Raw genomic sequence first — 23,777 nt, 5'->3', positions numbered from 1 at the left:
CAACCGAACGGTCATGCGAAAATATCCAGATGCCTAGTCCCTCGAGTTCCGCGACTTCCCCGTCCTCCGCAGCCGGCAACGGTTCCCGCCGCGGACGCCCGGGCTACGACCAGCAGACCGTGCTGAACATCGCCGTCGACGTCTTTAACCGCCATGGTTATGAAGCGACCTCGATGGGCATCCTGGCGGAGAACCTGGGCATCACGAAGTCCGCCATCTACCACCACGTTCCGTCCAAGGGCGACCTGCTGCGCCTGGCCCTGGAGAACGCACTGGGCGGACTCGAGGGCGTCCTCGATGATCCACGTGCCTCCACCGGTCCTGCCGACGCGCGACTTGAGTTCGTGCTGCGCGGGACGATCAACGTCCTGACCGAACGACTGCCCTTCGTCACCCTGCTGCTGCGGCTGCGCGGGAACACTGACATTGAGCGTGACGCGCTGGAACGGCGTCGGCAGTTCGACCGCCGGGTTGCCGCGCTCGTGGACGCCGCGCGTTCCGAAGGCTCCCTGCGCAGTGACATCGATCCGCGCACCACTACCCGGTTGCTCTTCGGCACCATCAACTCGATTGTCGAGTGGTACAAGCCCGGCGGCTCCCTCAGCGGGGAAAAGCTGGCCGATGACATCATTTCCATGATGTTCGACGGCCTGCACGGCAAGCCCTGACCCCGTTCGCTTTACCCGCGCCCATACACCCCATCGAGATGACAGAAACTGCCCGTTAGAAGCTTCTAACGGGCAGTTTCTGTCATCTCGATGTGTGTGGGTGAAGGAGGCTAGGCGCGCTGCTTCTCCACGAGGGTCAGCACGTCGTACGTCGCAACAATCTCATCGTTCTGGTTGTGCAGGACGGCGTCCCAGGCAACCTCGCCGTACTCGTCGGTTTCACGCGGCGTGATCTTCTTGGCGGTCAGGGTCACACGGATCGAATCGCCTGCTGCCACCGGAGTGATGAAGCGCAGGTTCTCCAATCCGTAGTTGGCCAGTACGGGACCCGGAGCCGGCTCCACGAAGAGTCCGGCACCCCAGGAGAGCAGCAGGTAGCCGTGCGCAACGATGCCCGGGAAGAACGGGTTCGCCTCGGCAGCTTCCTGGTTGGTGTGCGCGTAGAACGTGTCTCCGGTGCTGTTCGCGAAGGCGGTGATGTCCTCGAGGGTCACTTCGCGCAGCTCGGAGGCCATGGCGTCGCCGATCTTCAGCGTGGCCAGGTCCTTGCGGAACGGGTGCGTCTCGTCGAAGTTCTGGTCCGCACCGGTGTGCCAGACGCCGGTGATGGCAGTCAGCATATTCGGCGAGCCCTGGATGGCGGTGCGCTGCATGTGGTGCTTGACGGCGCGGATGCCACCGAGCTCCTCGCCGCCGCCGGCGCGGCCGGGGCCGCCGTGGACCAGGTGCGGCACGGGCGAGCCGTGGCCCGTGGAACTGCGGGCAGTTTCCCGGTTCAGCACGTGCACGCGACCGTGGTGGCCGGCGATGCCCGTGACGACCTCGCGGACGGTCTCCGGATCGTTGCTGGCGACGGTCGCTACCAGCGAGCCGCCGCCCAGGGCAGCGAGCCGCACGGCGTCGGCGGTGTCTTCATAGCCGATCACCGAGGAAACCGGACCGAAGGCCTCAACGGAGTGCAGGGCCTCAGCCTCGGGGTTGTCCCACGTCAGCAGGATGGGCGCCAGGAACGCACCGTCCTCGACGACGCCGCGGCTGCCGTCCGCCTGCACGGTTTCCGGAGCGTCCAGGCTGCCGAACGCGATCTTCGCGCCGCCATCCAGGAGGGCCTGCACGGAGGAACGGACGCCGTCGCGCTGCTCCACCGAGGCCAGCGCACCCATGGTGACGCCTTCGGCGCGCGGGTCGCCGAGCACAACGCGCTCCTCTATGCGCTTGGCAGCGGCAGCAACGACGTCGTCCACCAGCGCCTTGGGCACAATGGCGCGGCGGATGGAGGTGCACTTCTGTCCGGCCTTGACGGTCATTTCAGTGACCAGGGACTTCACGTACGCGTCGAATTCCGGCGTTCCCGGAACAGCGTCCGGGCCGAGAATGGACGCGTTCAGCGAGTCGGTTTCGCTGGTGAAGCGGACACCGCCTTCGACGACGTTGGTGTGGTTCTTCAGCTTGTTGGCGGTCGACGCCGATCCGGTGAAGGAGACCATGTCCCGGTAGTCGAGGTGGTCCAGCAGGTCCCGGGCGGAGCCGGAGATCAGCTGCAGCGAACCGGCGGGCAGGATGCCGGATTCGATCATCATGCGCACGGCGGCTTCGGTGAGGTAGCCGGTGGGAGTAGCGGGCTTCACGATGGTGGGAACGCCGGCGAGGAAGGCCGGGGCGAACTTCTCCAGCATGCCCCAGACCGGGAAGTTGAAGGCGTTGATCTGCACGGCGACGCCGGGAATGGACGTGTAGACGTGCTCGCCGATGAACGAACCGTCCTTGGAGAGGACCTCCGGGGTTCCGTCGATCACCACGGTGGAGTTCGGCAGTTCGCGCCGGCCCTTGGAACCGAAGGTGAAGAGGACGCCAATGCCGCCGTCGATGTCCACGAGGGAGTCGATCTTGGTGGCACCGGTGCGGGCGGAGATTTCGTAGAGTTCCTTGCGGCGGCCGTTCAGGTACTGGGCCAATTCCTTCAGCTTCAGGGCGCGCTGGTGGAAGGTGAGCCCGGCCAGGCCCCGGTGGCCCACAGTGCGGCCGTGTTCAATGGCCGCGGCGGTGTCCAGGCCGTCGGTGCTGACCAGGGCGAGCAGTTCGCCGGTGGAGGCGTCCCGGACTTCGGCGGAGCTGGCGGAGGTGTTCTCCGGGGTCCACCATTCGTCCTGGACGAAGCTGGGGACGACTTGCACGTCTATGGCGGTTGAGGTCATCTTTGACGGACCCTTTCGGTACTGGACGTTCGTTGGCCTGTCCGGCCCGGCTGGCCGCAGCTGCGGCACATGCCGATAACTGACCGGACGGTCGGTAATGAATCCAGCCTACATGAGAGTGCCGTGCCGCACATCACCCTGGCACCTGGCTATTCCTGTATTTTCGGCGCGGGCGTCTCCCGGCACCCTTCGTGTTCCGCCGCTGCGGTGGGGCCGTTACCGTGTTCCGTTACGCGGCACGGCGCTGCGGACAACGACGTCGGAAGGCAAGGACATGTTCGAGTTACGCAAGTGGAGGCGGGCGGCAGCCGTGCTTTTAAGCGGATGCCTGCTCACGGCAGGCTCCGTGGTGATGCCGGTGGCCGGAGCCGCCGCAGACACTCCGCCGGGATGGACCGCGTCCGGCCTTGACCGGGACCGCGGGCACCATGGGCCGTCCAAGGGCTGGGACCGCGGCGGGAAGCGGACCGTTGACTATGTGGCGCTCGGGGATTCGTACGCGGCCGGATTCGGCGGCGGCGCGGTGCTGGACGCGTGCGGCCGGACTGCCGAGGGCTATCCCGCGCTGCTGGACGCACTGCCCAGGATTGAACTGGATGCTGACGTTACCTGCGGCGGCGCCACGGCGTCCACGACGCCGCCTGCGCCGCCTGCCGGGCCGGTGGACCTGCCGGAGCAGATCGCTGCCCTGCAGGCGGCAGGCAGCATCGACCGGAACACGGACCTGGTCACCCTGACGATCGGCGGCAATGATGTCCGTTTTACGGAAGTTGTCATTGCCTGTGCCGGAGCCGAACTTCCGGCCACCTGTGAACCCGCCCTCGCCGCAGCGCAGGCGTACGCGGAGACCGCATTGGCCCCACAAGTACGCCAGTCCCTGGCGCAGCTGCGCATCCTGGCGCCCCGGGCGGAACTGGTCCTGGTGGGCTATCCGCACCTGTTCGACGCAGCAGGGGCTCCCGGCCTGCTGACCGCGGAGGCAGCCGGGCTGTTCAACGCCGGCACCGACGCGCTGAACGCAGTGCTCGCTGCCCAGCTCCCGGACCGGCGGTCTGCGTACGTGGATGTCGTGGACGAGTTTGCCGGGCATGGTGTTGGCTCTGCCGATCCGTGGATCATTTTCGAACGGGGCCCGTTCGACCTGCACCCGAACGCCACCGGCTACCGCGACGGGTACCTCGCAGCCATCACCGCCGACGTCGACCTGCATCCGGGCAGCGGCCACCCCTGCCGCGGCCGCCGCTGACCGCAGGCCCTCCCTCAGCACGACGGCGGTGCCCGCCAAACGCGGGCACCGCCGTCGTGCCTTTGACTCCGGAAGAACTACTTCATGTGCGGAACCACTACGGCGCGTCCGGTGAGCTCACCGGCTTCCAGCCTGCGGTAAGCCTCCAGCGCGTTGTCCATGCTGTAAAGCTCCACCTCGGGCTTGATCTGGCCGGCACGGTACATGGCAACCACTTCGTGCAGGTCCTCGATGGTGCCCCAGTAGGTGTTGGTGACGGTCGATTCGTACGGCGTGGTGAAGAAGCTCCACTCGAATGTTCCGCCGGCAATACCCACCACGGTGAAACGTGACTGCGGGGCCATCGATGCGGCCGCCGTCTTGATGGTCGGGCCGGCCCCCACGAAGTCGAATGCGGCATCCACGCCGCGGCCTCCGGTGATCTCACGGATACGCTCAACCTGGCCGTCACCGCCGGGCACCACAACGGCGCCGGCTGCCTCTGCCCGCTTCATGGCGTCTTCCTTCATGTCCGTGGCAATCACGGTGGCACCGGTCAGGGCCTTAAGGATCTGGACCGCCATCTGGCCGAGTCCGCCCAGGCCAATGACCAGGGCGTACTTGCCACCGCCGGCCAGGTTCGGCAGCGAGTTCTTGATCGCGTGGTACGGAGTCAGGGCTGCGTCCGAGAGCGGGGCGGCAGCTACCGGATCGGCGTCGCCCAGGGGCACGAGGTTGCGCACCGGAGCCACCATGTACTCGGCCATGCCGCCGTCGCGGCCCAGACCCATGCCGAGGTACGGCATCTCCGCAGCGTTCTCGCAGTACGTGTCCTGGCCACGGGAGCAGGCCTTGCAGCGGCCGCAGCCCACCGGACCGTAGACCAGGTACGCGCCGCCAACTTCCACGCCGGTCACACCTTCACCAAGTTCTTCGACCCAGCCGGAGTTCTCGTGGCCCAGAACGAACGCCGGCGGGATCGACCCCGGGGCACCTTCCTCGAAGTCCTTGTACAGGGCGACGTCGGAATGGCAGGCTCCGGCACCGGCCACCTTCAGCAGGACTTCTCCCGGGCCCGGCTTGGGCCGCTCGATGTCCGTCAGGGACGGGAAAGTCTGCCACTTCTCAAATACAACTGCACGCATGATGCCTTCTTCTTTGAATCGGTTGGGTGGAGGTTATCCACCTTCCTCACCATACATGCATTTACATGTACCCAATTCGGCAGCCCCGGAGGATGTACCGGTGTCCCTGCGGGCTGCTAACGTAATCAGTGCTTCACGAGATATGGCCTCCGCACCCGTCAGGGTACGGAAAAGCTCCGACTGGCCATGCACCAACCCCACTGTTCGGCGGGTGGTTCGGATGACGAAGCGGCCCGCGTCCAACCGGAGCGGGCAAGGACACTCATCTCGAAGGACACGCTGTGATTCCCTCCAGTGACCCGCGCTGCACCGCTTTCTACCCCGGCCATAAGATCCACTGGATCCACGGCGGCCGCCTCATGAGGTACGACGACTGGATCGACGTCGAAGTCCATGCCGATCCGGAGCTGGACCTGATCTACCTGGTGCTGGACGGCCGGCAGCAGATCATGTGGCACCACGATGTTCCGCTGGTGGCCGAGGCCCTTGCTGCCACGCAGGGACAGCCCCAGTGGTGCACCCGGTATTCATCCCTGATGGTCCCCGGTGCCTATGCAGGCCGGAACCGGAGCTCTTTTTTCTACTTAGCCACTCCTGAGAGGGTGGTTCCCTGCCGCGGCCGGGTTCCGCGTCATGACGCCACCATGCAGGACCACGGTTCTGCCTGAACCCCGACCGCCGAGATGGCAGAAACTGCCCGAATGAGCGCTGTAACGTGCAGTTTCTGTCATCTCGATGGGGAGTCGAGAAGCCGGGACCGGAGCCGGGCGAGGGTTTCCTCGCCGGTTCCGGCACTGCGCAGGTAGGCTGCGGCGTCGAGGTCCCGCAGGAAACTGAGCAGCTCGGCTTCGGCAGCGTCCGCGCGGCCTACCAGTTCGGCGTCGTCCAGCGGACGTTCACGCGGTTGCTGCTGCCTCCGGTGCCAGTCATTGATACCCGCCAGGGCTGCCCGGTAGTCCGCGGCGATGCCCTCCGGCGGGACGCCGGCCAGGTCCAGCAGCAGTGCCGCCACCAGGCCGGTGCGGTCCCGGCCTGCGGAACAGTGGAGAACGACGCCGCCGGGCGGCGCATCGGCAACAGCCTGCGCGATTGCCGCGAACTTCTCCGGCCAGCGGCGCAGGTTCTCCGCGTAGAACCGCGGCGAGCTCATATAGGGGCCGGTCAATGCGGTGAAGTCCGGATCGTCGGGTGCCTGGGTGGGCAGGTTCAGGAAGCGGATGCCGCGGACTGCGGCCGGCGGCACTACGGGGTCCGTGTCCCGGCGGCCAATCTCCGCTGCGTTGCGCAGGTCGACGACGGTGCGGACACCGGCGTCGTGCGCCTGCCGCCAGCCTCGGCCCGTCAGCCATTCGGAGCGCCCCATCCGGTACACGCGCCCCGGCTGGACGTACCCGCTTACTGCCGGAATTCCCCCGAGGTCCCGCGCATTCGCGGCGCCCTCCCAGTTCACAGTGCGGTTCGGCCGGTTCCCCATGCCTCCAGCGTAGGCGTCATGGCACCGCCGGCGTCACGAAAAGCAGTCCGGGGGCGATACTTGACCCTGACACTGTGGAAGGCAGGAGAACTGAGGCATGTTATCCATTGGAGCGTTCGCGCAGATCGGGCAGGTGACCCACCGCATGCTGCGGCACTGGGACACCGCCGGGCTGCTTGTACCCGCCCACGTGGATGAGTTCAGCGGCTACCGCTCCTACGACCCGTCCCAGCTCGAGCGGCTGCACCGGATTGTGGCACTGCGTTCCCTCGGCTTTGGCCTGGACGATATATCCGCGATGCTCGCTTCCGGGGTGGATTCGGGCCGCATCGCCGGCCTGCTGCGCATCCGGCGTGCGGAAGTCGCGGAGGAAGCGCGGACAGCGGCGGCTCGGCTCATCGACGTCGAGCGCAGGCTCCACCTTATTGAAAAGGAGAATGCCATGACCCAGATCGAAATCATCGAAAAGCCCCTCCCCGCCGTCCGGCTCGCGGCCCGGCGCGCTGTGGTGTCCGAACAGCCCGAAGTCCCCGGCGTCGTCGGGCCGCTCTTCGACGCCGTCGGGGCGCTCCTGGCACCCTCCGGTACGCCGGGCGGTGTGCCGGTGGCGGAGTATGACATGGACGAAGACGGCCTGCGGATCACTGCCGGTTTCGCGCACACAGGACCGGTGCCCGACGGCGCCGAGGCAGTTGAGCTGCCGGCCGTCCCAACGGCAGTCTGCGGAGTCCACCTCGGGTCAATGGAGCACATTGCCGAGAGCTGGCAGGCGGTACACGCCGAGATTCTTGCCCGCGGTTTCACCCTGTCCGGTCCGTGCCGTGAAGTTTACCTGCGGTCGGAGTCTGCGGACCAGGCCGACTGGGTCACTGAGCTGCAGCAGCCGGTCGCCCGGGCCTAGCCGGAATCCGGTAGGCAGCCGCGCACCAGCTACGAGGAGGCACCGGTGAACAAAGCCGAGATCCGGCTGTGGTGGCTGCCGGTGGGCGCCGGCGGACACGTGGTGATCCACACCAGCCGCTGGTGGGAGCACTGGCATGCCCTGCGCGAAGGGCGCAGCCCCCGCCCGCTGTTCCACGCCGCTCTGGAAATACTGGCCCCGGCCGGTCGCTACGCCGTCGAGATGGCACCCGCGTGGGGCCGGAGTGCCGGCGGCCCGGGGGTGGTGGCGACTGGCCCGGTCGGTCTCCGGCTGCTGGGACGTTTTAGGCTTTTCCGGTATGAGGTGAGGTGCTGGCGCGGGGGCGTCATACCCGATCTCGGCTACGCTCCCGGTCCGCCGGTGGTGTTCGGCATGGACTCATCCGACGCCGCGGCCCTGCTCGCGCGGGTCCCACAGGTTCCCCGCTTGGTGTGGGGTGCCAAAACGTCCGCCGGCGATATGTGGAACTCGAACTCCCTGGTGTCCTGGCTGCTGCAGGAATCGGGCGTGGACGCCGCGGCCGTTTTCCCGCCGAACGGGGGCCGGGCGCCGGGCTGGCTTGCGGGCGTTGATGCCGCCCGGGTTCGTTAACGGCAGCAGCCCGCGTGCTCGCTCTACTGGGCGAAGCACTCGGGCTGCTGTGTTTGGCGAAAAACTAGCTCCAGTCGAAGAAGCCCTTGCCGGTCTTGCGGCCGAGTTCGCCGCGGGCCACCTTGTCCCGCAGGATCTGCGGCGGCTCGAAGCGCGGACCCAGGGTGGAAGCAAGGTATTCGGCGATGCCGAGGCGTACGTCCAGGCCCACGATGTCGGTGGTCTTCAGCGGGCCGGTCGGGTGCTTGTAGCCCAGGACCATGGCGGCATCGATGTCCTCCGCGGAGGCGACACCCTCCTCGACCATGCGCATTGCTTCGAGGGCGATGGCCACACCCAGCCGGGAGCTGGCAAAGCCGGGAGCATCATTGACGACGACGGGCGTTTTGCCCAGGTCTGCGACCCAGGTCCGCGCAGCCTCGGCGAGTTCGTCCGAGGTCTGCTTGCCCAGGACCACCTCGATCAGGGTGGAGGCAGGAACCGGGTTAAAGAAGTGCAGTCCGCAGAACCGCTCGGGACGCTGCAGCTTCTCCGCCAGTTCCGAAACCGACAGGGAGGAGGTGTTGGACGCCAGCCAGGCATCGGCGTCGAGCTGTTCCTCCACAGCCTGCAGGGCCGAAGCCTTCAGGTCGAAGTCTTCCGGAACTGCTTCAACAACCAGGCCGGAGCCGGCAAAGTCCGCGTAGTCCGTGGAGACGCTGAGCCGGGCCACCAGGGCGTCGAGGGATTCATCCGTGGTGCCGCGCTCGACGCTCTTGGCCAGGTTGGAGGCGACGCGCTCGTATGCAGCGTTTGCTGCCTGCTCGTCGCGCTCGACGACGACGACGGAGGCGCCTGCGGTGCAGAAGGCATGGGCAATGCCTGCACCCATGCGGCCGCCGCCGAGGACACCGACCTTGGAGGGAACTGTCATTTCTTTTTCTTCCTTTCCAGGAATGCCTGCATGCGGTCGAACTTCGCCTCGGACTCGAAGAGGATGCCCTGGGCGAGGGTGTCGATCACGGGGTGCGCCTCGGCCGGCGCGTGGAACACGGACTTGGTGATGCGTACGGCCAGCGGGTCCTGCTTCGCGATCCGGTCGGCCAGGGCGTTCGCTGCGGCCAGCAGCTCGTTCGCCTCATGGATCTCGGTGACCAGGCGGGCCGCGAGGGCTTCCTCGGCGTTGAGGATGCGGCCGGCCAGAAGGATTTCCTTGGCCAGGGGTTCGCCCACCAGTTCCTTCAGGCGCCAGGTTGCGCCGGCTGCAGCCATAATGCCGAGCGAGGTTTCCGGGTTGCCAATCTTCACGCTCGGAGTAGCGATGCGGAAATCGGCGGCGAAGGCCAGCTCCGCTCCCCCGCCCAGTGCGTAGCCGTCCAGCGCGGCGATGACCGGCATGGGGAGCTTGGCGATGCGGTGGAAGATGGTGGAGTTAATGCCGCGCAGGGCGTCTTCCCGGCGGCGTTCGCGCAGCTGGGCGATGTCCGCACCGGAGGCGAAAATCCCGTTGGTTCCGGAGAGGATCAGGATCTTCGGGTTGTGTTCGAGTTCGGCGCAGAGTTCGTGCAGTTCATCGACCATGGCCTGGTCAATGGCGTTGCGGACCTCGGGCCGGTTCAGGACCGCGGAAACCCGGTCCTCGCCGACGGTGACCTCCAGCGTGGTGAAGGAATCGAACCCTGCCACTACACGGCCTCGATCAGCATGGCGGTGCCCTGCCCGACACCGACGCACATGGTCGCGATGCCATGGGAAGCGCCTTCGCGTTCCATGCGGCCCAGCAGGGTGATGGCGATGCGGGAGCCGGAGGAGCCGAGCGGATGGCCGAGGGCGATGGCGCCGCCGTCGTTGTTCACGATTGCCTCGTCGACGCCGAGGCGGCGGATGCAGGCCAGGGACTGGGTGGCGAAGGCTTCGTTGAGTTCGAAGGCTCCCACCTGGTCCAGGCGGATGCCGCTGCGCTGCAGGACCTTCTGGGTGGCCGGAACCGGACCAATGCCCATGATTTCCGGCGGGACACCGGCGGAGGCGCCGTCGACGATCCGGGCGCGGGCGGTGAGTCCGTATTCCTTGATGGCGCGCTCGGAGGCGATGATGATCGCCGAGGCGCCGTCATTCAGGGAGCTGGCGTTGCCGGCAGTGACGATTCCACCGGGCTTGACCACGGGGCGGAGCTTGCCGAGAACCTCCAGGGTGGTGCCCTCGCGGGGACCTTCATCGGTGTCCACAACGGTGTCCCCCTTGCGGCCCTTGACGGTGACGGGAACGATTTCGTCCTTGAAGCGGCCGGCAGCGATTGCGGCCAGGGCGTTTTCGTGGGAGCGGACGGCGAATGCGTCCGCGTCTTCACGCGAAATGCTGTCCGTTGAGGCCAGTTCCTCGGCGGTTTCCGGCATGGAGTAGGTCATCTTGCCGTCGCGGGAGAGGTCGCCGGAGACGAAGCGTTCGTTGGCGAAGCGCCAGCCGATCGAGGTGTCGAACGTGTCGCCGGGCTTAGCGAAGGCCTTGGTCGGCTTTTCGGTGACCCAGGGGGCACGGGACATCGATTCAGTGCCGCCGGCAATGACGATGTCCGCGGCACCCGCCTTGATCATGTGGGAAGCCATGATGATTGCGGAGAGGCCAGAGGCGCAGAGGCGGTTCACGGTGATGCCCGGAACCGTGTCAGGGAAGCCCGCGAGCAGGGCGGCCATGCGGGCCACGTTGCGGTTTTCCTCGCCGGCACCATTGGCGTTGCCGAGGATAACTTCATCGACGACGGCGGGATCGAGGCCCTCGCGCGCGACCAGTTCGCGCAGCGTGAGTGCTGCGAGGTCATCGGGACGGACGCTGGACAGCGCACCTCCGTAGCGGCCCACCGGGGTCCGCACTCCGCCAACGAGAAAAGCCTCAGCCATGTCTGCTCCCAAAGAGTTGCCAGTTCACCGCCGGGCTTCGCTGCCCGTCCGGCCGCCGGATTTACCGACCAATCGTTCTATAAACAATCGCAGACCCGGCGGGGGCGGTCAAACAGGTGACGCCCATCGACTCGTCCACTATGCCTCCGCAGGTCCACTCGAACGCAGCACTACCTTTCCGCTGCGTCCGGGATCGGCTTGGGCGTCCTGCGCAGCGCGGGCGTCATCAAATGCGTAGGACGCTTGAACGACTGGCAGTGCCTGCGGATTCTGGCCCAGGAAACGCACAACATCACGCATGTCCGAGGGATCACCGATCCATGTTCCCGCGACAGTAAGTTGCTTTCCGAAAATCTGCCGCAGGTCCATCTCCACGAGGTGCCCTGTGGTGACCCCGCAGAAGGCCAGGTGTCCACGTACCGCCAACATCCGCAGGCTACTCTTGACCGCCGCGGCGCCAACGTGGTCCAGGACCATATCTACGCCTCGTCCGCCTGTGAGGGAACGGACCCTGGTGGCCACGTCCTCTCCTCTGACAACGATGTCCCCGGACCATCCCGTGGCGGCCAGCCAGGAGGCTTTCTCCTCGGAACCGACGATCGGCAGTGGGATGGCGCCCATGGCCTCTGCCAGGCGGAGCGCGGCGTTGCCCAAACCTCCCGCAGCTCCCCAGACAGCGACCGTCTTTCCCTTCTCCAGCCCGCCCTTGGTTACCAGGGCGTTCCAAGCCGTCACGTAGGCCACCGGCACCGCGGCCCAGGCCGGGTCCGGGTCATCGCCCAGCACCATTGCTGATTCAGCAGGTACGACGACCTTCTCGGCGTATCCGCCGTCGAAGGAGTATCCCATGATCCGGAACCCCCGGCAGGCGCTGGGCTGCCCGGATGAGCACCAGTCACAGCCACCGCAGCCTCTACCCGGATAGATGACCACGTTCTTCCCGGCCAGCGCAGGATCAACGCCCGCTCCCAGCTCAGTGACGTGCCCAACAACGTCGCTCCCGGGAACCCGCGGCAGTCTCAGGTCATCACCCGTGGAACCCTGTTTCAGCCACAGGTCCAGATGGTTCAGGCCGCAGCTGGCCACGGACACCACGATCTCTCCGTGCTGCGGAGAGGGATCGGGCAGCTCGACAGCTTCCACGGGCCGGCCGTGCTCCTGCTGAACGTACGCCTTCACCGGTTCACCGCCCGCTGGTCCTCGAACCGCTTGAGCTTGGCACGTTCTCCGTGGCCGGTGAGACCACGAAGCGAATCACGGCCGACGAGTTCCACATCGATCTGGACTCCGACTTTTTGCTTGAGCAGTTTCTCCAATTCCGCGCGCAGCTGGACGGAGCCCTCCGCTCCATCTACCGTTTCGACCATGATCGTCATGGCGTCCCGAGCTGGCTTGCCCTCAGGCTGAACCCGCTGGGCGATGCAGAAGTATTCACCGGTCACGCCCGGGTGCTCACGGACGATCCTGCCGCATGCCTCCGGCCAGACATTGACACCGCGCAGCTTCACCATGGTGTCGCTTCGCCCCTGGAAGTAGTCCAGTTTCCGGTGCCGGCTCCCGCACGCACACTCGACATCCTCATACGCGGCAGAAATATCCTGGATGTTGTAGCGCAGCTGCGATGTTCCGGTCTTGTAAAGCGCTGTGACCACGAGGTTGCCCCGATGGCCGGGTGGCAGCGGTTGACCTGTTTCGAAATCGACGACTTCCACAATGAAAGCGTCCTCGAAGACGTGCAGTCCGTCTTTTGCGTGGCACTCGGCTGCCACGTACTGGACTTCATGGAAGGCGTACGAGTCGTACGTGGGTACCCCGAAGGCTTCTTCTACGGCAGCTGTGTCCCCGAAGGAAAGCAGGGTTTTCAGGGAGAGGTCATGTTTCGGGTCAAGGCCCATCTTCCGTGCGGTGTCCGCGATGTGCAGAAGATAATCAGAGGTGGCGGTGATGGAGGATGCCTTGAAGAGGTGTGCCAGCTCCACCTGCTTCTCCGTGGGTGTGACATTTCCAGTGCTGGTGGTCAAGGGGGTGGCCCCTAACCAGTGCCAAAGTGCATGGTCCATGATCCATGCTGCATTGTGGGTCGAGTATGCCCACGCATTCATCACGACGTCGCCAGGGCGGACCCCCTGCATGTAGAAGGTCCGCGCACTGAGGATAGCGCCTACCTCTCGGTCCCACTGGCTGTAGATGGTCGGCCGGGGCGCCCCGGTGGTACCGCCGCTGGTGTAGAGGCGCAAGGGGGTGGCTGCCCCGTCTTCGAAGCCCAGGCCTTGATAGTCGCCCAACGGCGGCCGGCGTTCGATGCTGTCCCGGATGTCATCGATTGTGTAGAGGGGCATCCGGGACAGGTCCTCAAGTGATTTGACGTCCTCCGGATGGAAACCGGCTTCCCCCCACAACCGCTGGTAGAACGGAACCTTCGCGGCGCGGGACATTGCACCCCGCAGCCGTTTGAGCTGTTCCTCAGCAATCTCTTCCCGGGACCATAGACGGGCCCCGGTCATGAACTCGAAGGGCGGCTCGTACTCCTTGACGAGCCCTGCCCAGTCCAGGGACTCGTAGTAGTAGGGCGGGCGGACCGCAGGGCGGTGGGGAGTGGTCATGCTTATGGCCTCACGTACGTTGTTTCAGGGCTATTTTGGTTTTTCTAGGTCACAGATGCAGCGGAATGAAGTTCAGGGCAATGATCCAGATGATGCCGACCACCGCCAGAATGGGGAGGCAGTACCCCAGAAAGTCCCGAACCCTCAGGCGAGTACCGGCGGCAAGGATCGGAAAGTACAGCAGTGCCCAAAACGGCTGAATCAGGTTGGTCCAGATGTCACCATAGGTGATGGCCATCACCGTCAAGGTGTTGTCGATCCCGAAGCTCTCACCTGCCGGAATGAAGAAGGGAGCTGTGGCAACGAACTGTGATCCCGCAGAGGGGACGAAGAGGTTCAGCACCCCCGTGATGAGGAATGTGATCGTCAGGTAGGTGTACTCGTTAGAGATGCTCACCAGACCCTCGGTGAGCACACCGGCCAGGCCCGTCACGGCGAAAATCGAGGCTATACCCCCGTAGATGGGGAACTGCAGCATTATTGAGCCGGTGGAGACGAGGTTGCGGGCGAAGGACGCGGAGTATGTCACTGCGTTTCGCTGGACCAGCAGTCCCATGACGAGAGCAATGAAGGCCACAGTGTTCAGGTCCAGGCCGCTGAGGCCGTTCTGGACAAAGTAGAAGACCAGGTAGCCAAGACCAAGCAGACCGATGATGAGGATCGGCAGCCGGCTTCGGTTGACCCGGGAGGCGAAGCTGTCACCGTCTGCCAAGTCGGTGCTCTCTTCGTCATCAACACGGTCCGTCCTTTCGTCGGCGGCTCCGACGGCAAGGTCAGCGAAGGACACAACGTGCTTCTTGTTACGGGCGATAAAGTAAAACGTGACCGTCGTGGCCAGGACAATCATGGCGGCCGAGGCCAGGTTCATGACGGAGAACGTAGTGTCCTGGAGGCCAATGAGCCCCCCCAGGGTTTGCGTCAGCGGGCCTTCCGATGCCACGAACAGCGGAATCGTTCCGGAAATACCAGTCAGGGAGATGACGAAGGATGAATAAGCAATGGCCGAGATGAGACGGTAATCAACACCCTTCAATTCCTTGGCCACGGCCCGGGCAAAAATGGCGGTGACTACTGGACCGATGTACCACCCGACGAATGACGTTAGCGCACCGAAGATACCGGTGTAGATGTAGGCCGCTTGCGGCGTACGGACCAGCTGTGCAAGACGCCGGATGAGCTGCTGGATTCTGGGAGTGTCAACGAGGACGAGGGCTGCGGCGTAAGTGAAGGCCAGCTGGAACGCGAAGGTGAAGAGCATGGGAATACCCACGAACCAGGCGTCCATTACCTCCCCTACCCCCGAGTCGGTGTAGATCAGCGCCAGAATCATGGCGATGACGGTTAGTACAAGCGCAAATATCAAAGAATCAGGAAAATACCGGGAGTAACCGGTCGCAACTTTTTCTGAGAGGGAGAGCTTTTGGCGCGCAGTCGTCATTGACATGGACAGCTCGACTTTCGTTTCGGAGTGGATACGGGGTTCTCGGCATGCCCGTCCCATCACGCTAATGAGGCACTGTCGCAGGCTTCAATGAAAATTGTCGGAAGCTATTTCCGCCTGTCGGAACGTGCGTCCAGTTTCAGCCGGGGCAGTGTTTGATCGCTACGATCAGATATGTGAGCTCCCCTACCAGACCCATAGAAGCCCTCGCCCGCGGGCTAAAGATCCTTGAAGTCCTCTCCCGCGCAACGGGTTCCATGGGCAACGGACAGCTTTCACGTGCCACCGGACTCCCGCCTTCCACGGTTTCCCGGCTCACGGACAGCCTGGTCCAGTTGGGGTATCTCAGAGTCAGTTCTGATTCCGGCGCCTACTATCTGACTCCGAAAAACCTGCGTCTGGGCTACCCGGTCCTGGTGAACCTTCCGATCGCCGGACGGGCGCGCAGGGCGTTGGACAGCCTTGCCGATACGACCGGGTTCACTGCTGCCCTGGCTACCCGGGACGGCTTGCACATGACGTTTATGAGCGTTACGCGTCCGCGTAATTCCAACAGTGTCAACCTCGCAGTTGGCGGACGGTTGCCCATCTCGGTTTCGGCGGCAGGGCTGGCGTTTGTCGCAGCGTCGGAGGAACCCGAGAAGAGCCGACTGACGTCATCCATCCGTTACGACCTTGAACGCCGCGGCCAGCCCGTCACGCCTTTCGAGGAACGTCTGGCGGCGGCGTCGGGTCGGTATGTGTCCAGCATCGGAGGCTGGAACACGGACCTCGGCGGAGTAGCTGTTCCTGTCCGGTGCAGCGGCGAACTGTATGCCCTGACCCTCATCGCCCGGACCAGTCAGCTGGAGGCGGCGGATATCGCCGCCGAGCTGGTCCCGCCGCTGCTCCAGTCTGCGGATTACCTCGCCGACTAACTGGGAATGATTGTGGGGCAGCTGCTTCAGCAGCTGCCCCACAATCATTGTCACCGGCCCGTGAAGTTCGGACGGCGTTTTTCGGTGAAAGCGACCAGTCCTTCTTCCTTGTCTGCGCTGGCGAATAGCAGCTGCAGCGCCTTACGCTCCAGAGCCATGGCTGCTTCCAGCGGCGCATCCGCGCCCAGAGTGATCACTTCCTTGATCTGTTCCACCGCTACCGCCGGAAGGGCCGCGATATCCTGCGCCATCCGGATAGCGGTCTCTTCCACGTCGGCGGACGGGACCACCATCGAGACGAGTCCCATATCCCGCGCCTCGGTGGCCGTGATGATCTCACCAGTCAGGCATAGCCGCATTGCGTGGAATTTTCCAACTGCCCGCAGCAGCCGCTGGGTCCCCCCTGCGCCCGGCATAATGCCCAAGCGGACCTCGGGCTGACCGAGCTTTGCTGAATCGGCGGCGATGATGATGTCAGTGTTCATCGCCAGTTCAAGTCCGCCTCCGAGAGCATGCCCGTTAACGGCGGCGATGACCGGGCGACTGAAGGAACCCACCGCTCCCCACAGTCGCTCTGTGTGACGCTGGTACATCTCTATGGGCCCAACCCCGACCATGCTCCTTACATCCGCGCCTGCGGCAAAGAACCCATCCGTCCCGGCCAGGACCACGGCCCGGACGGCGTGATCCGCCTCCAGCGCATGGAAGACATCCGCAAGTTCCTCACGCAGTGGCATGGAGAGGGCGTTGCGCGCCTCCGGCCGGCAGATGCGCACCAGCGCTACTCCCGGGGCAGGTGTCTCCACGAGGATATGTCCCACAGCGCCCAGGTCGCATGCAACCATGTTCAGCGTGTCTCTGCCGAAGCACCGAACTGCGGACGGCGCTTCTCCAGCACGGAGGCTCGGCCTTCCCTGATGTCCGGCCCGTTGAAACCCATGAACTCCAGCGCCAGGCTCGCGTCAAAGGTTGGCCCTGCCATCCGCAGCCAGTTATTGAGCGCGTACTTGGTCCAGCGAAGTGCTGTCTTGGAACCGCGGTTCAGCTTCCTAGCCACTTCAAGCGCCCGGTCCTGAACGTCGCCGGCGTCGACGGTCAGCGAAACGAGTCCCATGCGTTCAGCTTCCTCACCAGTCACTTGCTCGCAAAGCATGAGGTGGTACTTCGACTTGGCCATGCCGCAGAGCAGAGGCCATACGATAGCCGCATGGTCCCCCGCCGCCACGCCCAAGCGGGTGTGTCCGTCGATGATGCGAGCATCTTTCGCGGCGATGGATATGTCGGCAAGCAGGCCAGCGGCCAGCCCGGCGCCCACGGCTGGACCTTCCATCGCGGAGACAATCGGCTTAGAACAGTTGATGACGTTGTAGACGAGGTCACGGGCTTCCTTCCACACCCGGGTCAGGACATCGAAATTTTCCGACATGTCCTTTACCAGGTCCAGGTCCCCGCCCGCTGAGAAGACTCCCCCGGATCCGGTCAGGATGGCGACGTTGACGTTCGGATCCTCGTCTATGTCTTTCCAGATCCGGGCCAGCTCGGTGTGCATTCCTGCGTGAGCGGCATTAAGTCGTCCGGGACTGTGCATGGTGACTTTGAGAATGCCCTCCTCAACTTCCTCGATCAGCAGGTGCTCATATGCGTCATATACCGACATCTGGTCATTCCTTCGTGTTGTAACGGTTGTTGCTGTTGGGTTCAAAGCTGGGGAACCGGAGCCCCGGGGTCATAGTCCGGTTCGAGACAGGAAAGGCCGGCCGCTGCGCGGCGGCGCAGCCAGGGACTGCAGCGGTAACGCGGGTCCCGAGTCGCCTCGAACATGCCGTCGAGAATACGCACGATCCTTCCAGGCCCCACTTGATCAGCCCAGGTCAGGGGGCCGTAAGGGTACCCAAGTCCGAGTGTCACGGCAGTGTCGATGTCAGCCGGCGAAGCGATCCTCCGCTGGGCAATGTCGCAAGCCAGATTAATGACCGCGGCCAGCAACCGCTGGCCAATGTATCCGGGAGTGTCGGCGATCACCTCCACGTCCTGCCTGCGACGCAGATGCGCCGCCAGGGCTCCCACGGTCTCAGTGGGTACACCGGGCGGGACCATGAGGACCGTAACGGGCGCGTCGGGATCCCAGAGATCAAGGGCAACGGTCCGTTTGGGGTCAACCCCCAGGGCCGCGGCCGTTCGGGAGGCATCAAGGCCCTCCGCTGCCACCACACAGAGGGCCGCATCTGCCACGACATCGGTGACAGGCACTCCTCGTTCCGTAAGCCAGTCCTTAAGCAGCGCGGCGAATTCGCCCGCAACCGCTACCGCAGGCACGTCGTTGCCGGATGGCGGCAGTACGTCCTGAGCAGATAGGTCAGGCGTCCGTTCGGGGTACGCGTAGTATCCCTGCCCCGTCTTCCTGCCCAGCAAGCCTGCTTCGAACAACCAGCGGTGGTACCAGGTCGATCGCAGCCTGTCGTCTGCGAAATTGTGTTCAAAAAGGTTGGCTGTCACCGGATAGTTGACGTCCATGCCGGTGAGGTCCATGAGCTCGAAGGGGCCCAACGGAAAACCAAGGTTCCTCCGGGCGACTGTGTCCACTTGCCGGAAACTGGCCGCGCCGTCCTGGACGATATGCAGGGCTTCCGTGGCGAGTGCACGCCCAGCGAGGTTCACCAGGAAACCTGGGCTGTCCCTGACCACGACATCCGTCTTGCCCAGGCCCCGGATGAAGGCTTGGGCGCCGGCGAGTACCTCGGGTCCCGTGGCCGGGCCCGGGACAATCTCCACGAGGTCCATGGCGCTGACGGGGTTGAAGAAGTGCATTCCCAGGAAGCGTTCCGGATGTGCGGTTCCGCGAGCGATGACTGCCACGGACAGGGACGAGGTGTTGGTTGCCAGGATCGCATCCGTACCGACGTTGTCCTCCAGCGCTGAAAAGACCTGCTGCTTGGCCTCAAGCGACTCGATGACTGCTTCGACGACGATGCGGCAGAGGCTGAGCTCAGTCAGTGCACCAGCTGCCCGGAGCCGGCCGCGGGCGAGGACAGCCTCTGGCTCCGTAATTTTGCCCTGGAGCGCCCGGCGCTCCAGGCTCTGTTCAATTTCGTCCAAGGCTGTCTGAGCAGCGTCTGGAATGACGTCGTAAAGCAAAACCTCATGACCCGCGACTGCCGCGGCGGCAGCGATGCCCCGCCCCATAACCCCTGCCCCTACGACCCCAACCCGCACGATCTACACTCCCTGTGGCTGTACTCCAATGTGCTTTCAGCCTAGGAAGCGCGGCTGACCAGCCACAATGAAAATGCCCGGAAGCCTTTTCCGCAGAGCGGAACCATGTGGCATGGCAACGACCGGCTGCGCCGTTCACTGACCATCGCTCTCCAAACGAGCGCGCGATCAACACAGTGATGATGTACTCGCAGGGCAACACGCGATGACATCAGCCGCCCACCACCGGATTGCGAACAATGCAGGGGTCCTCCTCATCTCCTCGCAGACCCGGCGGGGGCGGTTAAACAGGTGACGCCCGGACGGGATGTTGCGGACGGCATGTGTCCGCATTACGCAGGACGCACAGCCGCCGCTGCCCTAGGTTTGGCCCTATGGCTTACGACATCCAGATCTGCATCGACTGCGAAAACGCCCATGACCAGGCCGACTGGTGGGCTGAAACCCTCGGCTGGCCAGTCGAGGAAACCAACCAGGACTTCATTGACGAGATGCTCGCGAAGGGCTTCGCTTCCCCCGAGGACGTCATTGACCATAACGGCACCCGGATGTGGGCGGCCGGGTCAGCGGTCCTGCAGCCGGTGCCGCCCGGATCCCCGGTGGCACCGATGCGTATCCTGTTCCAGCCGGTTCCCGAGCCCAAGACGGTCAAGGACCGGATCCACCTGGACATCCGGCTCGCCGGGGATGACATCAACGCCACCCGCGCGGCCCTTGAAGCCCGCGGGGCAACGTTCCTCTGGGAAGCCAGCCAGGGCCCGCACCTCTGGTACACCATGGCAGACCCGGAGGGCAACGAGTTCTGCATCAGCTAGGCCCCAAACGGCCCGGCTACTGCTGCAGCAGCTCCGCGGGAACGGCATAGGTAAGGACCACTGCCAGCAGGTTCTTCGCCGCGTGCACAAAGTAGGACAGCATGAAGTTGTTTCCTGCCCACATGTACACGCCCACCAGCACCACTCCCATGGCCAGGTAGGGTACGAGCACAGCCAGCGAGAACTCGGATTCGCCCAGGACGTGAATGCCGGAGAAGACGATCACGGACAGCAGCGCGCACACCCAGATGTTCACCCGCCGCGACAGCTTGCCGATCAGCAGATGGCGGTAGATGTACTCCTCCACGAACGGAGCAAGCACCACGAACAGCGGCACGATCAGCCATGGGGACACTGAGGTCATCAGGTCCTGGGCTGCCACCTGGTTGACTGCGGTTTCCGGCGGACCAGTCAGCAGTACCAGGATCATGGTGGCGACCAGCATCGCGAGAATGGACAGCGGAATCACGCCCAGCGTGAGCCAGGGCCGCGTCGCAAGGATCCGGGTTTCACGCACCACGTACTGGCGGGCCGCAACAAATGCGAGGACTCCCGCGACCAGGTAGAAGGTGAAGTTCACGGCGTACGACGCCGTTACCGGGTCCTCGATCACGGCAGTCACCGCAAGCGCAGCCGGCGTCAGGCTGAGCAGCAGCATGGCCGCGACGTAGAAAGCCAGGGCTGCGCCGTCGCTCCTGGAGAAGCGGTAGGACAGCGGCGCCTCCTGCAGGACGGCGCGGCGTGGTTGGGCCGGGAGGTCAGGTGTTGCCATCAGCCCACAGTATCGGCCCCGCGCCGTGCAGGCACTAACGCAGAGGCACTACACCGTCAGTTCCGTCATCACCTGCGGCATGGCTTCGAGCAGTTCACTGGCCAGGAAGCTCAGCGGCCCCTTCGAGGATGACAGCCTGTCCCCGGCCGCGGCATGGAGGTACGTGCCCCAGCAGGCTGCCTGGTCCGGGGTTGCTCCACGGGCCAGGAAACCGGCCACGGAACCGGCCAGGACGTCGCCGCTTCCGGACGTGGCCAGCCCCGGATTGCCGGCCGGAACCTCCCAGGCGCGCCCGTCCGGGGCGGTAATCCGCCCCTTGCTGGTCACCACCGCGCCGTAGCGGCGCGCGATCTCCAGGGCTGCGGCGTCGGCGTCCTCAACCTCATCCACCTCGAGCAGGCGCGCAGCTTCGGTTCGGTTGGGTGTCAGCACCAGACGGCCGGCCAGGAGCCCGCCCAGTTCCGGCAGGCCCGGCAGCACGCCCAGCGCGTAGGCGTCCAGTACCACGGATGCCTCCTGCGGGATCCCGGAGCTAATGCTGCGCAGCAGGTCTGCCGTGTCTTCGGCGTTGTCCAGGCCAGGACCCACCACCAGGACGTCCGCGGTTTCAAGGTCTGTGCCCAGGGCATCGGCGGCAGCGCTCCCCTCGATGCGCTGTCCTTTCTCCGGCAGGCCCACGGTGCCGCACTCAGGCAGCGAGACGGCGGAGGCGACGGCGGCGGCTTCGGCAACAGCGAGCGTCAGCCGCCCGGCGCCGGCCCGCAGCGCCGTCCGCCCGGTGAGGATCGCGGCGCCGGGTGTGCGCCGGGCACCGCCGATCACCAGAACGGTTCCCCTGTCATCCTTGCCCTCGGCGTCCCGGGAGACCTGCCAGGAACGCAGCATTGCCGGGGTGACCAGTTCAGCGCGGGTGGACATTGTCATCTCCTGCATGTTCGGTAACCGGGGCGCCGCCTGCGGCGAGGTGCTCCACTGCGTTAAAGTCCGCGACGGCCCAGAAACCGGTTCCCGTGGGGCGGACCAGACGGGTGATGGAGCCGTTCCGGACGCTGGCCGTGGAGGCGATGTCCAGCAGGTCTGCTTCCAGGAGCCCTTCGCACACGTAGCGCAGCAGCAGGATCACCGCGTCGTGGCAGACTACCGCCACGCGGCGTCCGTCTTCGGCGTCGTCCAGGTCCCGCAGCAGCGAGCGCAGCCGGAGCGCAACATCGGCCCAGGACTCACCGCCCGGGGGACGGTAGGCGAACTTGCCCAGCCACTGCTTGCGCTCGGCTTCGGCTGGGTAGCGGGCTGCGACGCCGCGCGATGTGAGCAGGTCAAGGATTCCCAGTTCGCGGTCCCGCAGGCGTTCATCCACCCGGAAGGGGGACAGCCCGGCGAGTTCGGCCGTCTGCCGGGCCCGCAGATACGGTGAAGACCAGACCGAGTCCGCCCGTTCGCCCGCGGGAAGGGCTGCCAGCCAGGCGCCCAGTGCCATGGCCTGCCGCTCGCCGTCGGAACTCAGCGGCACGTCCGGGTCCCGGAGCCCGACGTCGATTACTTCAGCCCCGGTTTGCTGGGCCCGGGTGGCCGCGACGTTGCCGGCGCTCTCGCCGTGACGGATGAGGATCAGCTCTGTTGCACCCATCGTCCGACTCTACTCCGGCACCCGGCGGGGCCAAGGCTACGACGACGGCGCTGCCGCCCGTTCGTCGGTTTTCCCGCCGTTGCGCACGGTGAAGGTCAGCAGCAGCGCCAGCGCCGCGAAAACCGCCAGCAGGGTCAGGCCGACGAAGTAGCTGGAGTTCTCGGCGTCGTAGGTTGCGCCCATGACCAGCGGCGGGAAGTAGCCGCCTAATCCTCCGGCGGCCGCGATGATTCCGCCGACGGTGCCCACGTCCTTCGGCGGAGCGGCGCGTCCCACCCAGGCAAAGACGCCGCCTGTGCCCAGTCCCAGGAACAGCGCCATCAGCAGGAACGCCGTCCCATAGACCCGTTCCTGGCTGGGCTGGAACGCCACTACCATGGCCAGGACCACGGTGCCCGCGAAGGACACCAGGGTCACGATCTTGGGGCCGATCCGGTCCGCGACGGTTCCACCAATGGGCCGGGCAATCACCGCCGCGACGGCGAAACCTGCGGTGCGGGTCCCGGCGTCTGTAGCGTCCCAGTTGTACACGTTGCCAAGGTAGGTGGGCAGGTAGTTGGAGAACGCGACGAACGCCCCGAACACAATCCCGTAGAGGAAACACAGCTGCCAGGTGGCTTTGAGCGTGAACGCATGCCGGATCTTGGGCAGCGTTGGCTCCGTGGGCCTGCTCCAGGCCGGGGACTCGCGCAGCACCAGCCAGCTGATCACGGCCATCAGCGCTACCACGCCGGCAATGATCAGGTGCGCCGGAAAGTATCCGACGCCGGCGACCAGGCGGGGCGTGAAGAACGCGGACACGGCGGTGCCAACCATTCCGGCGCCGAAGACACCGGTGGCGAAGCCCTTGCGGCTGCGGTCATACCAGGCGGAGCAGAACGGAATGCCGATCGCGAAGACTGTACCGGCGATGCCGAGGAAGAACGCGACGATGATGAGCAGCGCGTAGCTTCCCGATTCTCCCGCCAGCGCTGTCAGCAGGACCAGCGGCGCCGTGGCTCCCAGCACCAGAGTGAACATGCGCCGCCCGCCGTACCGGTCGGTCCAGGCGCCCACCGGGATACGGGCCAGGGAGCCCACCAGGATGGGCATGGCCACCAGAATGGACGTCTGGGATGGGTTCAGGTCCAGTGTCTGGGTGTAGCGGGCGGAAAGCGGGCCGATGATGGTCCAGGCCCAGAAGCCCACGGTGGAGGCCACCGTGGCCGTGATCAGGTTCAGCAGCTGCCCGGATTTCAGGTCCGGGGCGGCCGGTGCGGATGGTGCCGGTGCCATGGCTGTCCTCTCGCGAAG

General features: G+C 65.2%; 23 protein-coding genes and 1 riboswitch. Of the genes, 7 read left to right on the top strand and 16 right to left on the bottom strand.

Translation table 11 applies throughout. The features are described from left to right. The first annotated feature begins 29 nt into the window (after positions 1-29). Positions 30-668: a TetR/AcrR family transcriptional regulator gene (locus ACSLGO_RS01210; protein ID WP_091602126.1), complete on the top strand. Its 639-nt coding sequence runs from the start codon at positions 30-32 to the stop codon at positions 666-668. A gap of 110 nt (positions 669-778) precedes the next feature. Here the strand turns inward: ACSLGO_RS01210 and paaZ are convergent, their stop codons facing one another. Then, on the bottom strand, positions 779-2,863 hold the full coding sequence (gene paaZ, locus ACSLGO_RS01205) for a phenylacetic acid degradation bifunctional protein PaaZ (protein WP_152273788.1): 2,085 nt from the start codon (positions 2,861-2,863) through the stop codon (positions 779-781). Positions 2,864-3,137: 274 nt separating this feature from the next. Between paaZ and ACSLGO_RS01200 the strand changes: the two genes are divergently transcribed. After that, positions 3,138-4,109: an SGNH/GDSL hydrolase family protein gene (locus ACSLGO_RS01200; protein ID WP_436399738.1), complete on the top strand. Its 972-nt coding sequence runs from the start codon at positions 3,138-3,140 to the stop codon at positions 4,107-4,109. A gap of 77 nt (positions 4,110-4,186) precedes the next feature. On the opposite strand, the gene ACSLGO_RS01195 is transcribed toward ACSLGO_RS01200, so the two are convergent. Beyond that, the gene (locus ACSLGO_RS01195) at positions 4,187-5,233 is read right to left on the bottom strand and encodes an NAD(P)-dependent alcohol dehydrogenase (RefSeq protein ID WP_419243023.1); all 1,047 of its coding nucleotides are present in this window, start codon (positions 5,231-5,233) and stop codon (positions 4,187-4,189) included. A gap of 131 nt (positions 5,234-5,364) precedes the next feature. Continuing rightward, a riboswitch (SAM riboswitch) is annotated at positions 5,365-5,498 on the top strand. Positions 5,499-5,514: 16 nt separating this feature from the next. Between ACSLGO_RS01195 and ACSLGO_RS01190 the strand changes: the two genes are divergently transcribed. After that, positions 5,515-5,901, top strand: coding sequence for a hypothetical protein (locus tag ACSLGO_RS01190; protein ID WP_091602115.1), 387 nt, complete (start codon positions 5,515-5,517; stop codon positions 5,899-5,901). A 59-nt stretch (positions 5,902-5,960) separates the two neighbouring features. On the opposite strand, the gene ACSLGO_RS01185 is transcribed toward ACSLGO_RS01190, so the two are convergent. Next, positions 5,961-6,707, bottom strand: coding sequence for a tyrosine-protein phosphatase (locus ACSLGO_RS01185; protein ID WP_325785882.1), 747 nt, complete (start codon positions 6,705-6,707; stop codon positions 5,961-5,963). A gap of 97 nt (positions 6,708-6,804) precedes the next feature. On the opposite strand from ACSLGO_RS01185, the gene ACSLGO_RS01180 reads away from it, so the two are divergent. Both ACSLGO_RS01180 and ACSLGO_RS01175 read left to right on the top strand, forming a co-directional pair. Continuing rightward, on the top strand, positions 6,805-7,608 hold the full coding sequence (locus tag ACSLGO_RS01180) for a MerR family transcriptional regulator (protein WP_325785883.1): 804 nt from the start codon (positions 6,805-6,807) through the stop codon (positions 7,606-7,608). Between the two features lie 45 nt (positions 7,609-7,653). Next, positions 7,654-8,220 carry a hypothetical protein gene (locus ACSLGO_RS01175; protein WP_091602106.1) on the top strand — a complete coding sequence of 189 codons (567 nt, stop codon included), beginning with the start codon at positions 7,654-7,656 and terminating at the stop codon, positions 8,218-8,220. 64 nt (positions 8,221-8,284) lie between these two features. Here ACSLGO_RS01175 and ACSLGO_RS01170 read toward each other — a convergent pair whose 3' ends face one another. From ACSLGO_RS01170 to ACSLGO_RS01145, 6 genes are all read right to left on the bottom strand, one after another. Next, positions 8,285-9,133, bottom strand: a complete 849-nt coding sequence (locus ACSLGO_RS01170; RefSeq protein ID WP_325785885.1) for a 3-hydroxyacyl-CoA dehydrogenase family protein — start codon at positions 9,131-9,133, stop codon at positions 8,285-8,287. After that, positions 9,130-9,885, bottom strand: a complete 756-nt coding sequence (locus tag ACSLGO_RS01165; protein WP_152273795.1) for an enoyl-CoA hydratase/isomerase family protein — start codon at positions 9,883-9,885, stop codon at positions 9,130-9,132. The genes ACSLGO_RS01170 and ACSLGO_RS01165 overlap by 4 nt, the downstream gene beginning before the upstream one ends. Further along, positions 9,885-11,096 carry a thiolase family protein gene (locus tag ACSLGO_RS01160; RefSeq protein WP_091602097.1) on the bottom strand — a complete coding sequence of 404 codons (1,212 nt, stop codon included), beginning with the start codon at positions 11,094-11,096 and terminating at the stop codon, positions 9,885-9,887. Before ACSLGO_RS01160 ends, ACSLGO_RS01165 begins: the two co-directional genes overlap by 1 nt. Positions 11,097-11,234: 138 nt before the next feature. Further along, on the bottom strand, positions 11,235-12,239 hold the full coding sequence (locus tag ACSLGO_RS01155; protein ID WP_263127609.1) for a zinc-binding dehydrogenase: 1,005 nt from the start codon (positions 12,237-12,239) through the stop codon (positions 11,235-11,237). A 32-nt stretch (positions 12,240-12,271) separates the two neighbouring features. Then, positions 12,272-13,699, bottom strand: coding sequence for a phenylacetate--CoA ligase family protein (locus ACSLGO_RS01150; protein ID WP_436399737.1), 1,428 nt, complete (start codon positions 13,697-13,699; stop codon positions 12,272-12,274). 49 nt (positions 13,700-13,748) lie between these two features. Continuing rightward, positions 13,749-15,137, bottom strand: coding sequence for a TIGR00366 family protein (locus ACSLGO_RS01145; protein ID WP_263129029.1), 1,389 nt, complete (start codon positions 15,135-15,137; stop codon positions 13,749-13,751). A gap of 179 nt (positions 15,138-15,316) precedes the next feature. Here ACSLGO_RS01145 and ACSLGO_RS01140 point away from each other — a divergent pair, with 179 nt between their 5' ends. Then, positions 15,317-16,057, top strand: coding sequence for an IclR family transcriptional regulator (locus ACSLGO_RS01140; RefSeq protein WP_263127611.1), 741 nt, complete (start codon positions 15,317-15,319; stop codon positions 16,055-16,057). 50 nt (positions 16,058-16,107) lie between these two features. On the opposite strand, the gene ACSLGO_RS01135 is transcribed toward ACSLGO_RS01140, so the two are convergent. Genes ACSLGO_RS01135 through ACSLGO_RS01125 form a run of 3 tightly spaced genes read right to left on the bottom strand, consistent with a single transcriptional unit; the run spans position 16,108 to position 19,270 of the window. Then, positions 16,108-16,902 (bottom strand): enoyl-CoA hydratase-related protein, encoded by a 795-nt coding sequence (locus ACSLGO_RS01135; RefSeq protein ID WP_263127612.1) that lies wholly within the window; start codon positions 16,900-16,902, stop codon positions 16,108-16,110. A 2-nt stretch (positions 16,903-16,904) separates the two neighbouring features. Continuing rightward, a complete protein-coding gene (locus ACSLGO_RS01130; RefSeq protein ID WP_436399736.1) occupies positions 16,905-17,714 on the bottom strand; it encodes an enoyl-CoA hydratase/isomerase family protein in 810 nt (269 codons plus the stop codon). Between the two features lie 41 nt (positions 17,715-17,755). Beyond that, positions 17,756-19,270, bottom strand: a complete 1,515-nt coding sequence (locus ACSLGO_RS01125) for a 3-hydroxyacyl-CoA dehydrogenase (protein ID WP_436399735.1) — start codon at positions 19,268-19,270, stop codon at positions 17,756-17,758. Between the two features lie 374 nt (positions 19,271-19,644). On the opposite strand from ACSLGO_RS01125, the gene ACSLGO_RS01120 reads away from it, so the two are divergent. Beyond that, entirely contained in the window at positions 19,645-20,085 is a 441-nt protein-coding gene (locus tag ACSLGO_RS01120) for a VOC family protein (RefSeq protein ID WP_091602094.1), read from the top strand. 16 nt (positions 20,086-20,101) lie between these two features. On the opposite strand, the gene ACSLGO_RS01115 is transcribed toward ACSLGO_RS01120, so the two are convergent. From ACSLGO_RS01115 to ACSLGO_RS01100, 4 genes are read right to left on the bottom strand one after another with little or no spacing between them, the layout of a single operon-like run. After that, positions 20,102-20,857: a CPBP family intramembrane glutamic endopeptidase gene (locus ACSLGO_RS01115; protein WP_091602091.1), complete on the bottom strand. Its 756-nt coding sequence runs from the start codon at positions 20,855-20,857 to the stop codon at positions 20,102-20,104. Between the two features lie 48 nt (positions 20,858-20,905). After that, positions 20,906-21,775 (bottom strand): NAD(P)H-hydrate dehydratase, encoded by an 870-nt coding sequence (locus tag ACSLGO_RS01110; RefSeq protein ID WP_436399734.1) that lies wholly within the window; start codon positions 21,773-21,775, stop codon positions 20,906-20,908. Further along, positions 21,759-22,484: a histidine phosphatase family protein gene (locus ACSLGO_RS01105; protein ID WP_091602085.1), complete on the bottom strand. Its 726-nt coding sequence runs from the start codon at positions 22,482-22,484 to the stop codon at positions 21,759-21,761. Before ACSLGO_RS01105 ends, ACSLGO_RS01110 begins: the two co-directional genes overlap by 17 nt. Before the next feature lie 36 nt (positions 22,485-22,520). Further along, positions 22,521-23,759: a nitrate/nitrite transporter gene (locus ACSLGO_RS01100; RefSeq protein ID WP_263127617.1), complete on the bottom strand. Its 1,239-nt coding sequence runs from the start codon at positions 23,757-23,759 to the stop codon at positions 22,521-22,523. Positions 23,760-23,777: the final 18 nt, after the last annotated feature.

The organism is Arthrobacter sp. IK3 (genome assembly GCF_051337705.1).
Classification (GTDB): Bacteria; Actinomycetota; Actinomycetes; order Actinomycetales; family Micrococcaceae; genus Arthrobacter_B; species Arthrobacter_B koreensis.
Note: the sequence above shows the minus strand (reverse complement) of the source record. Positions and strands in the feature narration are given on the sequence as shown.

Coding starts and splice junctions, on each gene's coding strand:
- ACSLGO_RS01120 (WP_091602094.1), top strand. CDS start 19,645: ATGGCTTACGACATCCAGATCTGCATCGACTGCGAAAACGCCCATGAC.
- ACSLGO_RS01180 (WP_325785883.1), top strand. CDS start 6,805: ATGTTATCCATTGGAGCGTTCGCGCAGATCGGGCAGGTGACCCACCGC.
- ACSLGO_RS01130 (WP_436399736.1), bottom strand. CDS start 17,714: ATGTCGGTATATGACGCATATGAGCACCTGCTGATCGAGGAAGTTGAG.
- ACSLGO_RS01105 (WP_091602085.1), bottom strand. CDS start 22,484: ATGGGTGCAACAGAGCTGATCCTCATCCGTCACGGCGAGAGCGCCGGC.
- ACSLGO_RS01110 (WP_436399734.1), bottom strand. CDS start 21,775: ATGTCCACCCGCGCTGAACTGGTCACCCCGGCAATGCTGCGTTCCTGG.
- ACSLGO_RS01200 (WP_436399738.1), top strand. CDS start 3,138: ATGTTCGAGTTACGCAAGTGGAGGCGGGCGGCAGCCGTGCTTTTAAGC.
- ACSLGO_RS01115 (WP_091602091.1), bottom strand. CDS start 20,857: ATGGCAACACCTGACCTCCCGGCCCAACCACGCCGCGCCGTCCTGCAG.
- ACSLGO_RS01100 (WP_263127617.1), bottom strand. CDS start 23,759: ATGGCACCGGCACCATCCGCACCGGCCGCCCCGGACCTGAAATCCGGG.
- ACSLGO_RS01145 (WP_263129029.1), bottom strand. CDS start 15,137: ATGACGACTGCGCGCCAAAAGCTCTCCCTCTCAGAAAAAGTTGCGACC.
- ACSLGO_RS01135 (WP_263127612.1), bottom strand. CDS start 16,902: ATGGTTGCATGCGACCTGGGCGCTGTGGGACATATCCTCGTGGAGACA.
- ACSLGO_RS01210 (WP_091602126.1), top strand. CDS start 30: ATGCCTAGTCCCTCGAGTTCCGCGACTTCCCCGTCCTCCGCAGCCGGC.
- ACSLGO_RS01195 (WP_419243023.1), bottom strand. CDS start 5,233: ATGCGTGCAGTTGTATTTGAGAAGTGGCAGACTTTCCCGTCCCTGACG.
- ACSLGO_RS01170 (WP_325785885.1), bottom strand. CDS start 9,133: ATGACAGTTCCCTCCAAGGTCGGTGTCCTCGGCGGCGGCCGCATGGGT.
- ACSLGO_RS01160 (WP_091602097.1), bottom strand. CDS start 11,096: ATGGCTGAGGCTTTTCTCGTTGGCGGAGTGCGGACCCCGGTGGGCCGC.
- paaZ (WP_152273788.1), bottom strand. CDS start 2,863: ATGACCTCAACCGCCATAGACGTGCAAGTCGTCCCCAGCTTCGTCCAG.
- ACSLGO_RS01150 (WP_436399737.1), bottom strand. CDS start 13,699: ATGACCACTCCCCACCGCCCTGCGGTCCGCCCGCCCTACTACTACGAG.
- ACSLGO_RS01185 (WP_325785882.1), bottom strand. CDS start 6,707: ATGGGGAACCGGCCGAACCGCACTGTGAACTGGGAGGGCGCCGCGAAT.